General features: G+C 67.6%; 14 protein-coding genes. 9 read left to right on the top strand and 5 right to left on the bottom strand.

Translation table 11 applies throughout. The features are described from left to right. Position 1: 1 nt before the first annotated feature. Positions 2 to 736 carry a response regulator transcription factor gene (locus ACFYWJ_RS20020; protein WP_355273072.1) on the bottom strand — a complete coding sequence of 245 codons (735 nt, stop codon included), beginning with the start codon at positions 734 to 736 and terminating at the stop codon, positions 2 to 4. A gap of 221 nt (positions 737 to 957) precedes the next feature. On the opposite strand from ACFYWJ_RS20020, the gene ACFYWJ_RS20015 reads away from it, so the two are divergent. The 6 genes from ACFYWJ_RS20015 to ACFYWJ_RS19990 all read left to right on the top strand — a co-directional run bounded on the left by ACFYWJ_RS20015 (position 958) and on the right by ACFYWJ_RS19990 (position 6875). Continuing rightward, on the top strand, positions 958 to 1869 hold the full coding sequence (locus ACFYWJ_RS20015; RefSeq protein ID WP_355272942.1) for a cutinase family protein: 912 nt from the start codon (positions 958 to 960) through the stop codon (positions 1867 to 1869). A 49-nt stretch (positions 1870 to 1918) separates the two neighbouring features. Further along, entirely contained in the window at positions 1919 to 2647 is a 729-nt protein-coding gene (locus ACFYWJ_RS20010; RefSeq protein WP_355272945.1) for a hypothetical protein, read from the top strand. A 255-nt stretch (positions 2648 to 2902) separates the two neighbouring features. Continuing rightward, positions 2903 to 4063, top strand: coding sequence for an amidohydrolase family protein (locus ACFYWJ_RS20005; protein ID WP_355272947.1), 1161 nt, complete (start codon positions 2903 to 2905; stop codon positions 4061 to 4063). A 130-nt stretch (positions 4064 to 4193) separates the two neighbouring features. Next, positions 4194 to 5027, top strand: a complete 834-nt coding sequence (locus ACFYWJ_RS20000; protein ID WP_355272950.1) for an SDR family NAD(P)-dependent oxidoreductase — start codon at positions 4194 to 4196, stop codon at positions 5025 to 5027. Then, positions 5024 to 5743, top strand: coding sequence for a response regulator transcription factor (locus ACFYWJ_RS19995; RefSeq protein ID WP_355272953.1), 720 nt, complete (start codon positions 5024 to 5026; stop codon positions 5741 to 5743). The genes ACFYWJ_RS20000 and ACFYWJ_RS19995 overlap by 4 nt, the downstream gene beginning before the upstream one ends. 127 nt (positions 5744 to 5870) lie before the next feature. Beyond that, entirely contained in the window at positions 5871 to 6875 is a 1005-nt protein-coding gene (locus tag ACFYWJ_RS19990; protein WP_355272955.1) for an alpha/beta hydrolase family protein, read from the top strand. Positions 6876 to 6913: 38 nt separating this feature from the next. On the opposite strand, the gene ACFYWJ_RS19985 is transcribed toward ACFYWJ_RS19990, so the two are convergent. Beyond that, positions 6914 to 7540 carry a TetR/AcrR family transcriptional regulator gene (locus ACFYWJ_RS19985; RefSeq protein ID WP_355272958.1) on the bottom strand — a complete coding sequence of 209 codons (627 nt, stop codon included), beginning with the start codon at positions 7538 to 7540 and terminating at the stop codon, positions 6914 to 6916. Positions 7541 to 7681: 141 nt separating this feature from the next. On the opposite strand from ACFYWJ_RS19985, the gene ACFYWJ_RS19980 reads away from it, so the two are divergent. The 3 genes from ACFYWJ_RS19980 (at position 7682) to ACFYWJ_RS19970 (ending at position 10536) form a co-directional block, all read left to right on the top strand. Continuing rightward, the gene (locus tag ACFYWJ_RS19980; protein ID WP_355272961.1) at positions 7682 to 8818 is read left to right on the top strand and encodes a VOC family protein; all 1137 of its coding nucleotides are present in this window, start codon (positions 7682 to 7684) and stop codon (positions 8816 to 8818) included. Further along, positions 8815 to 9753 (top strand): fumarylacetoacetate hydrolase family protein, encoded by a 939-nt coding sequence (locus ACFYWJ_RS19975; RefSeq protein ID WP_355272964.1) that lies wholly within the window; start codon positions 8815 to 8817, stop codon positions 9751 to 9753. The genes ACFYWJ_RS19980 and ACFYWJ_RS19975 overlap by 4 nt, the downstream gene beginning before the upstream one ends. Before the next feature lie 117 nt (positions 9754 to 9870). Continuing rightward, a complete protein-coding gene (locus ACFYWJ_RS19970) occupies positions 9871 to 10536 on the top strand; it encodes a helix-turn-helix domain-containing protein (RefSeq protein ID WP_355272966.1) in 666 nt (221 codons plus the stop codon). Positions 10537 to 10546: 10 nt separating this feature from the next. Here the strand turns inward: ACFYWJ_RS19970 and ACFYWJ_RS19965 are convergent, their stop codons facing one another. The 3 genes from ACFYWJ_RS19965 to ACFYWJ_RS19955 are packed head-to-tail and all read right to left on the bottom strand — an operon-like array spanning position 10547 to position 12944. Next, positions 10547 to 11584 carry an amidohydrolase family protein gene (locus tag ACFYWJ_RS19965; protein ID WP_355273075.1) on the bottom strand — a complete coding sequence of 346 codons (1038 nt, stop codon included), beginning with the start codon at positions 11582 to 11584 and terminating at the stop codon, positions 10547 to 10549. Between the two features lie 34 nt (positions 11585 to 11618). Further along, entirely contained in the window at positions 11619 to 11969 is a 351-nt protein-coding gene (locus ACFYWJ_RS19960) for a hypothetical protein (RefSeq protein ID WP_355272969.1), read from the bottom strand. A gap of 15 nt (positions 11970 to 11984) precedes the next feature. After that, complete coding sequence (locus tag ACFYWJ_RS19955) at positions 11985 to 12944, bottom strand: hypothetical protein (protein ID WP_355272972.1); 960 nt, start codon at positions 12942 to 12944, stop codon at positions 11985 to 11987. Positions 12945 to 12969 lie beyond the last annotated feature (25 nt).

Below are 12969 nucleotides of genomic sequence, written 5' to 3'. Positions count from 1 at the left end.
TTCACGCCCCTTCTTCCCGGAGGACGAACCCGACCGCACGCACCGTGTGCAGGAGGCGAGGCGCGCCGTCGGCCTCGAGCTTGCGGCGAAGATGACCGACGACGACGTCCACGACATTCGTCTGCGGCCGAAAGTCATAGCCCCACACCGTCTCCAGCAACCGGTCGCGCGTCACGACCGAGCCGCGGTGGACGGCCAGCATGCTGATCACATCGAATTCCCGGCGGGTCAGCGGGACTTCCCGGCCGTGCACCGATACCTGCCGTGCCGGAAAGTCGATGCGCAGCGCACCCACGGTGACCGATTCCTGCGCGGCACTCCACCCGCTGCCGCGGCGGCGGAGCAGGGCATGCAACCGTGCGGTCAGTTCGGCGAAGTCGAACGGCTTGGTCAGGTAGTCGTCGGCGCCGAGCTCCAGACCCTCGACTCGATCGGTCACCCGGGAGCGGCCGCTCAGCACACAGATGGGGATATCGCTGCCCAGTGCGCGCAGCGCGGTGATGAAGGCCAAACCGTCCAGGCCCGGCATCTCGATGTCGAGTACCACGACGTCGGGCAGGTACGTCCGGGTCGCCGACAACGCTGCCGCGCCCTCGGCCGCGACGCGCACCCCGAATCCGTGGAGCCGCAGGCCGCGTGCCAGCGATTCCCGCACATCGACGTCGTCGTCGACGATCAGCACTGTCCCGCGCGCACCGGCCTCCGCGCTGATCTCGTCGGCGTTCGCCTCGCGCATCGGCGTCGTGGTCGCCATGTTCATCCGAAGCCCTTTCTCTGCTGGTCGGACAGGTTTCCTGTCGGAGGTCTACCGATTGCTTGAGAGTTCTCTGACGACGATTGACTGATCAGATCATCATGCGTGACGGTTTATACCAGCAGTGAGCGTCACCGCCGATGACGCCGGTCACGCTCCTGCCACGACCAGCCACCGATGCAGACCGACGAAGGAGCAGACAGGTGCGGATCAACGTGCACGCCGCGGCCATCGCGGCGACCGCCGGTACAGCCATAGCGCTCACCACCGGCACCGCCCTCCCCGGCACGACCGCGAGCAGCGCCGGCGCCGACCCCGGCTGCCCCGCCGTCTACGTCGTCGCGATACCGGGCACGTGGGAAACCGGAACGACACGGCACACGAGCGGTCCCGGCATGCTCGCCGGTGTCACCGACGGTCTACCCGTGAGCGAACAGGTCGCTTACGTCGACTACCCCGCGACCGCCTTTCCCTGGGAGGGCAAGGTGTACGGCGCATCACAGAAGACCGCCGTCGACACCGCACGGGAGATGGTGCGCACCACCGCGGAGCGCTGCGCGAACACGACCTTCGCCCTGGTCGGATACAGCCAGGGCGCCGACGCCGCCGGTGACCTGGCCGCGGAAATCGGGCGGGGTCGCGGCGTGGTGTCGCCGGATCGGCTGTCAGCGGTCGGCTTGCTCTCCGATCCACAGCGGTCCCAGGCCGATACCCAGGTAGGCCCGCTCGCCGTCGGCGTCGGCGTGCGCGGCGCCAGGCCGGGCGGGTTCGGGTCGATCGCTTCCCGAGTGCGCACGATCTGCGCGGTCGGCGACCTCTACTGCTCCACCGACGACGAGGACTTCATCACCGTCGTCGCCGCCGAATTGGCCGCCGTCTCCGACGATCACCCCGACGACCTCCCGCTCTACCGAGCCAGAGCAGCCGACATGCTGGCCGCCCTGCGATCCGCCGACGAGCAAGGCGAGCTCAGCGAACAGACCCGCAACGAACGGGCACGTCAGCTCGCGCACTTCTACGGATCCGGAACGCACATGTCCTACGGGAGCTATCCGGTAGGCGGCGGTCAGACCGCCGTGTCGTGGCTCCACCACTGGCTCGCCGCTCTCGGCTGAGCCGCCGCCCAGACCCGCTCGGGAATCTCCCTCACCAGAAAGAGCACCAATGCGCATCACACACCTGACAGCCGTTTCCGCGGTCCTCATCGGCGCGCTCGCCGCCGGCACCGGCACCGCCCATGCCGCTCCGCCCGAAGAACTCGGCGTCGTGCACTACACGACGACCACGACCGACACGAACACCCTCATCCAGATCGACGCGGGCTCCCTGGTCGTCGAGGACGGCGCCCTGAAGGTGAAGGCGCCGGACGGCAAAGTCCTCGCGGGCACCGAACTGCGGTTCCGCGTCGACGAATTCGTCTTCCCCATCGAGGCCGAGATCACGGAGCGGACCGCCACCCTGACTCCGCAGTTCACCCTCGACAAGGCCCAGTATCAGCCGGTCGCGCTGCCTTACGAGGACCAGGCCACCTGGAAGAACGACTACGACCGCGAGAAGGACGCGTGGAGCCGGATGACCAGCACCATCGGACTCGGCGCCTCGATCGGGGCGATGGTCGGCGGCATCGGCGGCGCGGCCGTCGGCTGCGTGATCGGTGGCGCGACCGGCGCTTCCCTGACCGGCGCGCTCGCCACCATGTTCAGCGGACTTCCCGCCGACGTTCAGGGCTGCATCGCGGGCGTCGCGGCAGGCGGCTTCCTCGGCGTGCTGGCGGGCCAGCTCCTGATCGCCGCACCGGTGGCGATCTTCGCAGCGGCTCAGTACTTCACCACGATCAACCAGCCGTCGGTCCAGAGCGGACAGCAGCAGAAGAGCGAGCCGCAGGCGAAGTAGCGACCCGAAGCCCGGGCTGCCGGGCCGACCCGGTCGTCGGCCCGGCAGCCCGAACCAGACCCATGATCACCGGTTCGATGAATAGATAGATCGCATCTGATATTTTCATCAGCGATTGGCGCATCGCTTCGCTCGATCGGCTCGATCGAGCACTCCCCACCACGTGGCGCCGTCCGCCGCGGATTCCGTTCGTGCCGACCCGGCCGGGTGTGGATCCGCGATGCGACCGAACCGATCGAAAGGAAGAACGTACTCGTGAAGGAATCCGACACCCCGTCGCGCGCCGGTGTGAGCCGCCGCCGCATGCTCGGTGGCGCCGTCGCAGGCACCCTCGGAGTAGCCGCGGCGACAGCGCTCCCCCTCGGCTCGTCGACGCAGTTCGGCGCCGCGGGAACGGCCCGCGCCCAGCAGCCCGCGCCGAGCGGCACCTACCGCATCGACCTGCACTCCCACGTACTGCCGCCGGACTATCGATCGGCACTGCTGTCGCACGGGCACTACACCATCGGCGGCTACCCCACACCCGAGTGGTCGCCCGAGTCCGCGCTGGCGTTCATGGACTACTACGGCATTCAGGCCCAGGCCCTGTCGGTCTCCGACCCGGGCGTCGGGTTCCTGCCCCCGGGCAAGGAAGCCAACGACATGGCTCGCTACTGCAACGACTATGTCGCCGGACTCGCCAAGCAGTACCCCACGAGGTTCGGCTCGTTCGCGGTCCTCCCGATGCCGGACATCGCCGCGTCGGTCGCCGAGGCGATCCACGCCCTCGACGTCCTGCACGCCGACGGCATCGTCCTGCTGTCCGCCTACAACGGCGTCTACCTGGGCGATCCCTCCTACGAGCCGTTGATGATCGCGCTCAACGAGCGCAAGGCCTACGTTTTCGTGCACCCCGCCGCGATCCCGGACGACGCGAAGCCGACCCTGCCGCTGCCCGACTTCCTCGAAGAGTTCACCTTCGACACGACCCGGGCCGCGACGATGATGATGCTGACCGGCGTCACCCAGCGGTACCCCAACATCCGCTTCCAGCTCTCCCACGCGGGCGGCACCCTGCCCTTCCTGTCCTGGCGGATCGGCGTCGCCTCGGAGACCGCGATCGGGGAGAACTGGCCGCAGGGCCTGGGCAAGCCGTCGCTGCTCGACGCGAAGACGCAGATCTCACGTTTCTTCTACGACACCGCGCTCAGCGCGTCCAACGCCGCGATGTCGGCAGTGTCGGCAGTGACCAGTCGCGATCACATCGTCTTCGGCTCGGACTGGCCCTTCAGCGCGACCACCCTGCCGCAGACCGGAACCCACGACCCCGCGCCGGGCCTCAGCGACATCTTCGACGCCGACCAGCGCATGGAAGTCGAGCATCACGCCCCGCTGCGCCAGCTTCCCAGACTGGCCGCGGCGATCAACGCGGGCTGACTCGGTGATCCGCCGGGCGCACGCGATTCAGCGCGCCCGGCGGTTTCCGAGCCGATGTTGGCGTCGCCGTTCCAGAAGCGCATGTCACAGAGGAAAACTCCATCACCATCGATTCGTTCGCGGAGGGGTCGTGCCGACAATTCTCATCACCGGCGCAACATCAGGTATCGGCCTGGAATGCGCCACCCAACTCGCTCCCGGCGCGCATCTTGTGCTGGTCGGCCGCGACCGGCACCGCCTCGAGGCCGCGTCAGCGCAAGTCCGCGCGGCGGGCGCTGCCCGAACAGACGTGCTCCAAGCCGATTTCATGTCGCTGACGTCCGTGCGATCACTCGCGGCGACCGTCCGCAGCCGGTATGACACCCTCGATGTCCTGATCAACAACGCGGGCGCGGTCTTCGCCACGCGCACCCTGACCGAAGACGGCCACGAAGCCACCCTCGCTGTCAATCACCTCGCCCCCTACCTCTTCACGGAGTCGGTGAAACCACTGCTGCTGTCCGCGGGTTCGGCCCGAATCGTGATCACGGCCTCCACCGCGCACTACCGCGGCGAGATCGACTTCGACGATCTCTCGCACCGGCACGGATACTCGATCATGACGGCGTATGCGCGATCCAAGCTCGCCAACGTCATGTACGCCCGCAGCCTCGCCGCGGAACTCGAAGAGTCCGGGGTGACCGTCAATGCCGTGCACCCGGGAATGGTGGCCACCGGCATTTGGAACACAGCGCCCTGGTTCGCCAGACCGATCGTGGCAGTTGTCAAGCGCGTCCACATGATCCCCGCCGCCGACGGGGCCCGCCGGCTCACCGAACTGGCCACCGATCCCGCCTTCGCCGGCGTGACAGGAGGCTACTTCGAGGACGGCGAGCTACGTCTGCCCTCGGCGGCGGCGCAGGACCCGTCTCTGGGGCAACGTCTGCGCACGGCCAGTGACCGGCTGGTCGGCCTGGCCTCGTGACGGAGTCCCGCGCAGCGGTGACAGCTTCGGAACCGATTCTCGTCGTCGACGACGACGAGAACATTCGCGAGTCGCTCGAACGCGGGCTGACGCTTCTCGGCTTCGAGGTGCGGACGGCAGCCGACGGGGTCGAGGCGATGCACGCATGCAGAATCCACCGGCCCGCTGCGATCGTCCTCGACCTGCAGATGCCGAAACTCGACGGCCTGGGGGTGATCCGCGCGCTGCGTGCGCTCGGCAGTGACGTGCCCATCTGTATTCTCAGCGCGCGAACCAGCCTCACCGACCGGGTGGCGGGCCTCGAGGCCGGCGCGGACGACTACCTCGTGAAACCGTTCGTCCTCGAGGAACTCACCGCGCGCCTGCGCGCGGTACTGCGACGTACCCGCGGTCCACACGCCGCCGACACGCCCGCTGTCGAGATCGGCCCGCTGCGGATCAGCGACTCGGCTCGACGCGTCACGATCGCGGGCAGGGAAATCACACTGACCCGGCGTGAGTACGACCTGCTCCATATTCTCGCGCGGCACCACGGTCGGATCTTGAGCCGGGAACAGCTCCTCGAACTGGTGTGGGGATACGATTTCCCCACCCAGAGCAACGTGGTCGAGGTTTTCATCTCGCACCTCCGGCGGAAACTGGAATTCGGCGACCACGGTCGGCTGATCCACACCGTCCATGGCGCCGGATACGTTCTGAGAAACAACCTGGATTAAATTTGCCTCAGAATCCGACGAGAAGAATATTCATATCTCCGCCGTAGGATCCGATTCGAGCCGGGCGTCGCCCGGCCGATCGGTCCTGCGACTGTATCGATCACTCCTCATGAAAAGAGACGAAGCGTTGATCGCGCTCGCCCGAATGACATTTTGGCTGTCCCTGTTCTCTTCGCTCGCAGTGCTTCTCGTCCACACGACGGTGCCTCGGGCGAACGCCGCCTTCGATCCGGCCGGCGTCGACTTCTGGGTCGACTCCGACATGGGCCCCGTCAAGAGCCGGGTATTTCGCGCCGCGGACGGAAATACGCAGCGCGTGGTATACGCCCTCGACGGAATGTGGGCGCGCGAGGACCTCAACGGGTGGGAAATCGAGACGGATATCGCTCGCACGCTGACCGCGCACAATATCAACGTGGTGCTACCGATCGGCGGGCAGTCCAGCTTCTACATGGATTGGGACCGCCCCTCGGATCTTCCGGAAACCTCGCCGTCCGACATCGCGGACAAGTCCGCCTCCGTCCTGGAGACCGGACCCGGCAAGTCGTACACCTACACCTGGGAAACTCTGCTGACCCGGGTGCTGCCGGCCGCGCTCGACGAACGCCTCGGCCTGTCCCCGGTCCGCAACGGCGTGGTGGGACTCTCGATGGGCGGCAGCGCCGCGCTCGCGCTCGCGGCCCATCACCCCAACCAGTTCAGCTACGCCGCATCGCTGTCCGGATATCTCACCCCGTCGGCGCCCGGCATGCGCGGCGCCATCGCCGCCGCGATGGCCAAGGCCGGCGGATACAACATCGCCTGCATGATCAGTTCGCCGACCTCGGACAAATGGGAACGGATGGATCCCATGTTCTCGGCTCCCGACTTGATCAAAAACGGAACCCGGCTCTGGGTGTCGGCCGCGACCGGAGTGCCGACCGAGGCGGGCGAACCGAGCAAGGCGGCCGCGGAAGGATCCGCGCTCGAGACTCTCTCCCTGAGCAACTCGCGATCGTTCCAGGCGCGAATGACGACGCTGGGAGCGTCCACCGTGACCTACGACTTCCCGCCCGCCGGCGTCCACGCCTGGCCGTACTGGGAAGCCCAGGTGGGCAAGATGCTCCCAACCCTGTCCGGCGCCATCGGCTGAGCCGCTTCTTCTTCCACACGCCGGTGAGGCTGTCCGATTCAGATCTCGGGCAGGGCGCGGCGGCTGATGTCGTGTGCGTCGTCAGCACTCAATCCGAGCATCCGCAGCAGGTCTTCGGCAACCTGGTCGACCGCCACCGAGTCGTCACGAGCCGGCTGTTCGTGCAGCAACTGCCCGAGACACAGCGCGGCACCTGACACGATCACCAGCGCGAGTTCCGCGTCGCGGACCACGAAACGACCCGCGCGCACCCCTGATTCGATGTCGCGGCGCGCTCGCGCGGCCACGCCCTTGTCCGAACCCGCGTAGACGAGCCCCTCCGCGAGCAGAACCTTGCTCGCGGTGGGCTCACGCCGATGGAACCGACCCGCCAGGCGGAAGCTCTGCGCGAAGACATGCGCCGGATCATCGATCCCGGCCGTCAGCTCATCCAGCACACCGCCGAGCCGGTCGAGAACCTCGCCCACCGCGACCTGCAGCAGCTCCTCCCGGCTGGAGAAATGGTTGTAGAACGATCCCATGCCGACGTCGGCCGCCTGAGTGATCTCCAAGATGGGAGCGTTCAGCCGACCCTGGGCAATGAAGACCTGTGCCGCCGCTACGAGCGCGGCGCGGGTTCGCGCTTTTCGCCGCTCCAGACGATTGGTACCCGCAGCGTCATCCATCGCGCCCTCCACATCCGATCCGTCGACGCAGACCTCGCATCAATGATGGCTATCTCATACTTGACGCTATCATCCAATCGGTCTTGACTGATCACTACGTCTTGAATGATGATATCGTCAGTTAAGCGTTAGGAGTCACGGATGCACGGCCATCGCGACGCACACGCGGGAGTCCACAGCGAACTCGGCGCACTGCCCGGCGAACACCCCGGCCGACACCGGAATCCCGTCATCAAGGTCCTCGACCTCGCCTGGCTGGAATTCGAGAAGCCCGACCTCGAACGCGCCGAGACCTTCGCCCACGCCTTCGGCTTCGGCACCGCGTATCGGGACCAGCACGAACTGCAACTTCGAGGCGCCCACACCGGGGCTCCGTGCGTCCGGATCCGCCGCAGCGGCACCTCACGGTTCACCGGCCTCGCCTTTCACGCAGCCGATCCCGCCGATCTCGAGCGCCTGGCAACAGCCCTCGACACCAGACCGTTCCCGCTATCTGAATCACTCGGTGGCCGGGCGGTCGCCACGACGGACCCCAGCGGGCTCCGGGTGCGCGTGGTCACCGAAACACATCCGCTCGATCCTCTACCGACCCCTGCCCCACTGGACTGGAACCGAGGAGACGAGGCGACACGAATCAACCGGCCACAGCGGCCGCCACGCGAGCCGGCGCCGATCCAGCGACTCGGGCACGTCGTCGTGCAGACCACGCGATTCCGGCAGACCCTCGACTGGTACCTCCACTACCTGGGCCTCATCGTCAGCGATTTCCTCTACTACGCCGGGCAACGCGACCGTGGCCCGGTCATGAGCTTCATCCGCTGCGACCGCGGGCCGGTGCCGACCGATCACCACACCCTCGCCCTGACCCTCGGACCGAGCAATCGGTACGTACATTCGGCCTTCCAGGTCCCCGACCTCGACACCCTCGCGGCGGGCGGCGCCTATCTGCACGACCATGGCTATCACCATTCCTGGGGCATCGGCCGACACGTCCAGGGCAGTCAGATCTTCGACTACTGGCGCGATCCGGACGGGTTCATGGTGGAGCATTTCAGCGACGGCGACCTGTTCGACAACACCGAGGCACCCGGCTGGGCGCCGATGACCGCCTCGGGTCTCGCGCAGTGGGGACCACCGGCCACAGCCGACTTCCTGGGCATCGCACCCGGTCGGCCCGCCGCGGCAGAACTCGGCGCGATATTCGGCGCACTCCGGGACGAGAACAACGAATTCGACCTCCGCCGCCTCGCCGGCCTGATGAAAGTAGCTCGCTCATGACCCACACCGTTCTCCGGACGATCGACGGCTGGTGGCTGCGCACCGACGCGGGCGCGCTCCGCATCGAGACCGGCGCCACCACCACCGCGGAGCTACTCGCCGACCGGGGCGCGATCGCCGATGCCGCCGACAACACCGACCTGGTCCCGGTCCACGAACTCGTACCGCTGTCGCCGGTGACGGCACCGTGCCGCGTGGTCGCCCAGATGACGAACTTCGCTTCCCACGTGCGGGATTCCGGTGGCGATCCCGATTCGGTGCCACTCACCTTCTTCCGCAAGGCATCGGGATCGATCAGCGGGCCCCACGACGACGTCGTTCGTCCGAGCCATGTGCGGCTGCTGGACTACGAGGTCGAGATCGGGCTGGTGTTCGGCAGAGAACTGCCCGTCGGCACCGAGGTCGACGCCGGCAATCTCGCGGACTACATCGCGGGGCTCGTCGTCACCAACGACATCTCCGCGCGCGACGTGCAATTGCCGCAGACCCAGTACTACGAGGGCAAGTCGTATCCGACCTTCACCCCGACGGGACCCGCGCTGGTTCTCCTGGAAGACGGCGAGCTCGATCGATTCGCCGACCTGCGGCTGCGGCTGTGGGTCAACGGCGACAAGCGCCAGGACATGACCGTCGCCGACATGATCTACCGGCCGCTCGAGACCGTGCGGGCGCTGTCCCGGTTCCAGCGAATGGACGCCGGCGACCTGCTGCTCACCGGTACACCCGTGGGGACCGCGATCAGCGCGCCGGCCAGGCCGGTGGAGATCATCGGCGCGATGCTCCCGCCCAAGCTCAAGTGGAAGCTGTTCTTCGACCGCCAGGCCAAGAATCCGAGGTATCTCCAGGACGGTGACGTCATCGAAGCGACGATCGGCACCGACGACGGAACCATCGACCTCGGCAGGCAACGTACCGCCGTGCGATACGCGCAATAGTCAGGCACCTCGGCGACAGGTCCCCGTCGTGGCTACCACCGTCATACATCTGCGTACGAATCGGTACTGAACCTACGATCAGTTATGATTCTTGCGGCAACTCGAGGTGGAGGGCAGATGACAGCCGAACAGATCGCACCCACGCGTACCGATCGCCGCAGGGAACGCACGCGCAACGCGTTGCTCGGCGCCGCGCGGAAGTTCCTGTCCGAAGGCCAGTCGGCGGTGAGCATCAAGGAGATCACCGATGCCGCGGACGTCGGTTTCGGCTCCTTCTACAACCATTTCGATTCCAAGGAACAGCTCTTCGACGAGGCTGTGCAGTCCGCGCTGAAGGTCTACAACGAGATGCGCGACCACATCGTGGCGCGCTACGACGACCCCGCGGAGATCTTCGCGGTCAGCTTCCGGCTGACCGGTCGGCTGCAACGCCAGCTCCCGGAGATGGTGCGCGTCGTCCTGCACTCCGGCATGGGAGTGATGCTGCGCGATCAAGGGCTCGCGCCCAGCGCGCGCCAGGACATCATCGCCGCGCAGGAGGCCGGGCGCTTCGAACCGATGGATCCCGATCTGGCCATCATGGCGGCGGGCGGGGCACTGCTCGGACTGCTCCAGCTGCTCGACGCCACACCCGACGCGGACGCCGCCGCACTCGCCGACGAGATGACCTATCGAGCCCTGCGCATGTTCGGCATGAACAAGCGGTCCGCGCAACGCCTCAGCTCCGCCCCGCTGCCCGAACTGCCCACCAACCCCGACCTGCCCCTGCAGACCGGGACATAGGCCGCCGAGGTCAGGCCCGCCGGGAGGCCGCCCGCGCGATCGCCCCGAAGGCGCGCCTGCGCAGCTCACGGCGCGTCCGCGTCAGCAACGGAGCCGTCGGCACGGCGGCCGGCGCTCCGCCGAAGCGGGGAAACAGCGCGGCGGCGTTGCCGTGACGGATCGCGTCCCGAGCGTCTCCGCTGATCCCGTCGAACTCCCCCAGGCCGGCATCGAACCAGGCCACCGCGGCCTGTGGCGCGAACGGCCAGTCACTGCCGTAGAGCACGTGACCGGGATCGGCGAAAGCCAGCAAGCTCGGCAGCGCCGCCGCGCTCGAGGACAGCGCGGTGTCGAAGTAGAAGCTCGCGAACTCCTCGAGCACCTCGATGGGACTGCGCCCGGTCTCACTGAAGATCGCCAACGCCATCCGGTGCGCGGCATACGGCACGAACCCGCCGCCGTGGCTGAGGATGAACCGGATATTGGGATAGCGTCGGCGAATCTCGTTGCGGACGAGCAGATACGCGGCGCGACTCGTGTCGAGCAGGAAGTCGGTGGCGAAGGGCGGGACTCCGTCGACGGTCGGCCCCGGCACATCCGCCGGATGCACGAACACCACGGCCGCACGCTCGTCGAGCACCCGGAACAGCGCGTCCTGGCCCGGCTGCCCGACGTACACGCCGCGCGCGTTGCTCAGCAGCACCACACCGTCGGCGTCGAGGGTGTCCAGTGCCCGCGTCGCCTCCGCGGCAGCCGCATCCACGTCCGGCCACGGCACCGTCGCGAAGAAGCCGAAGCGGTCGGGCTCCTGGTCGGCGACGGCCGCGGAGAAGTCGTTCACGGCACGGGCGAGGGCCGCGGCATCGCCCGGATCGGCCAGAAAGCTGGTTCCCGGCGTCGACACCGACAGCACCGCCGCACCGATCCCGGATTCGTTCATCATCTCCCGGGCGGAGTCCACCGACCAGGCCGGTACCTCGCGTCCACCCGCGGCGCTGATCCCCTGACCGAGCAGCGCCTCCCGATACACGGGCGGTATCAGGTGCTGATGTACGTCGATCCGATCCATGAACAGCAGCTTCCTCTCGTCGCCCAGGCGTACGTCACGTGGCATAGCCCTCAGCATGTGCTGATAGCTTCATCATATATGAGTGATTGGTCATACGCACCCTCCTGTTGCGGATTTCCGCAGACGGTCCGGCGGTGGTGCTCCAGTCGACGGTCCCCGCCGCGGTGGCGAATCCGTCGGCGATCCGGTCCTCCGATACCTCGACCGGGGAAGATCCAGCGGGCAGTTCGCTCGACGTCAGCAGCGGCTGGTCCCGAGCTTCGCCGGAGCCCGCTCGGCTGCCCGAGGTGAGCCCGTCGGCACCGGCGGCGCCGCCCCCGACCAGCAACGCGGCGCAGACCACCGCGCCGGCCCGCCAGCGCTCAGTCCGTCGTCGTGCAATCACGGTGTCCACTCCTTGTCACCGGTTGGGGTCGAATTCTTCGGTTCCGAGCACGAGGCGCAGTCCGGAGATCCCGGAATGCGCTCGTGCGTAGGCGAGTTCACGACTGATGTCGCCGATGTTGTTGACGATGGGGAGCCCGATCCCCAGCGTCGACAGCGTGCCGACGGCCCGTCCTTCGCTGTCGAGGAAGGCGGCCCCGCTGTCGCCGGGGATGCCGGGGGTCGGCGATTTCAGCGCGTGGGACCACCCGCCGAGAGAGCCGTCATCGGCGAAGCTCTCACCCCGCTGGGGCGACAGAGCCGCGAGTCCGGCGCGCAAGCTGGAGTTCCCATAGCTGTACACGCGGTCCCCCGCGGGCGTGCCGGTGGTGTTGAGCCCGGTGGGGCCACCCCAGTAGGGCAGGCTCGGGTTGACCTGATCGACGAGTGCGGGGTCGATCTCGATCAGCGCGAAGTCGTTGTACGCACACGCGTTTCGATCCGCCTCACCGAGTTGCTGCATGGTCAGCCAGCTGCTGTAGGCCAGCCGGCCGGTACCGATGGTGGTGCCGGCGCCGCGGAGTGAGCTATGGCGAGTGAACTGCACCGCGGTGTCGAGCGGCTGACTCGTGGCCTGACATCCGTCGGTTTCGGTGGACTCACCCAGGGAGGCGCAATGCGCGGCCTGCCCGAGATAGACCCCACCGGTGTCGTCGACGAAGACATAGTTCGTCGTGCACTGCCCAGCTCCCTGCGTATTCGCCTGGATGCCGGGCGTCAAGACGGCGGCGCCGGCAGCCGCCCATCGATGTCCGGCGTCGCCGGGCGCGACCGCCTCCACCGGAACGGCACTCGACGTGTCGTGCGGCGTTGCGGCCGTTGAACCTCCGTCGCCATGATGCGTCCCGCCGGGGACGGCGCACCCGGCGGCCAACAGCGCGGCGGAGAGCACGACCCCGATCACGGGCACGGTGACGAGGCGGCGCAGATTCGACATCCCCAACCGTTCCTTTCTGAATCGA

The organism is Nocardia sp. NPDC003269, from assembly GCF_042888005.1.
Lineage (GTDB): Bacteria > Actinomycetota > Actinomycetes > Mycobacteriales > Mycobacteriaceae > Nocardia.
Note: the sequence above shows the minus strand (reverse complement) of the source record. Positions and strands in the feature narration are given on the sequence as shown.

Excerpts from the sequence above, each read along its gene's own strand:
- ACFYWJ_RS19975 (WP_355272964.1), top strand. The coding sequence starts at position 8,815 with ATGACCCACACCGTTCTCCGGACGATCGACGGCTGGTGGCTGCGCACC.
- ACFYWJ_RS19985 (WP_355272958.1), bottom strand. The coding sequence starts at position 7,540 with ATGGATGACGCTGCGGGTACCAATCGTCTGGAGCGGCGAAAAGCGCGA.
- ACFYWJ_RS19965 (WP_355273075.1), bottom strand. The coding sequence starts at position 11,584 with ATGGATCGGATCGACGTACATCAGCACCTGATACCGCCCGTGTATCGG.
- ACFYWJ_RS20020 (WP_355273072.1), bottom strand. The coding sequence starts at position 736 with ATGCGCGAGGCGAACGCCGACGAGATCAGCGCGGAGGCCGGTGCGCGC.
- ACFYWJ_RS20010 (WP_355272945.1), top strand. The coding sequence starts at position 1,919 with ATGCGCATCACACACCTGACAGCCGTTTCCGCGGTCCTCATCGGCGCG.
- ACFYWJ_RS19980 (WP_355272961.1), top strand. The coding sequence starts at position 7,682 with ATGCACGGCCATCGCGACGCACACGCGGGAGTCCACAGCGAACTCGGC.
- ACFYWJ_RS19970 (WP_355272966.1), top strand. The coding sequence starts at position 9,871 with ATGACAGCCGAACAGATCGCACCCACGCGTACCGATCGCCGCAGGGAA.
- ACFYWJ_RS19955 (WP_355272972.1), bottom strand. The coding sequence starts at position 12,944 with ATGTCGAATCTGCGCCGCCTCGTCACCGTGCCCGTGATCGGGGTCGTG.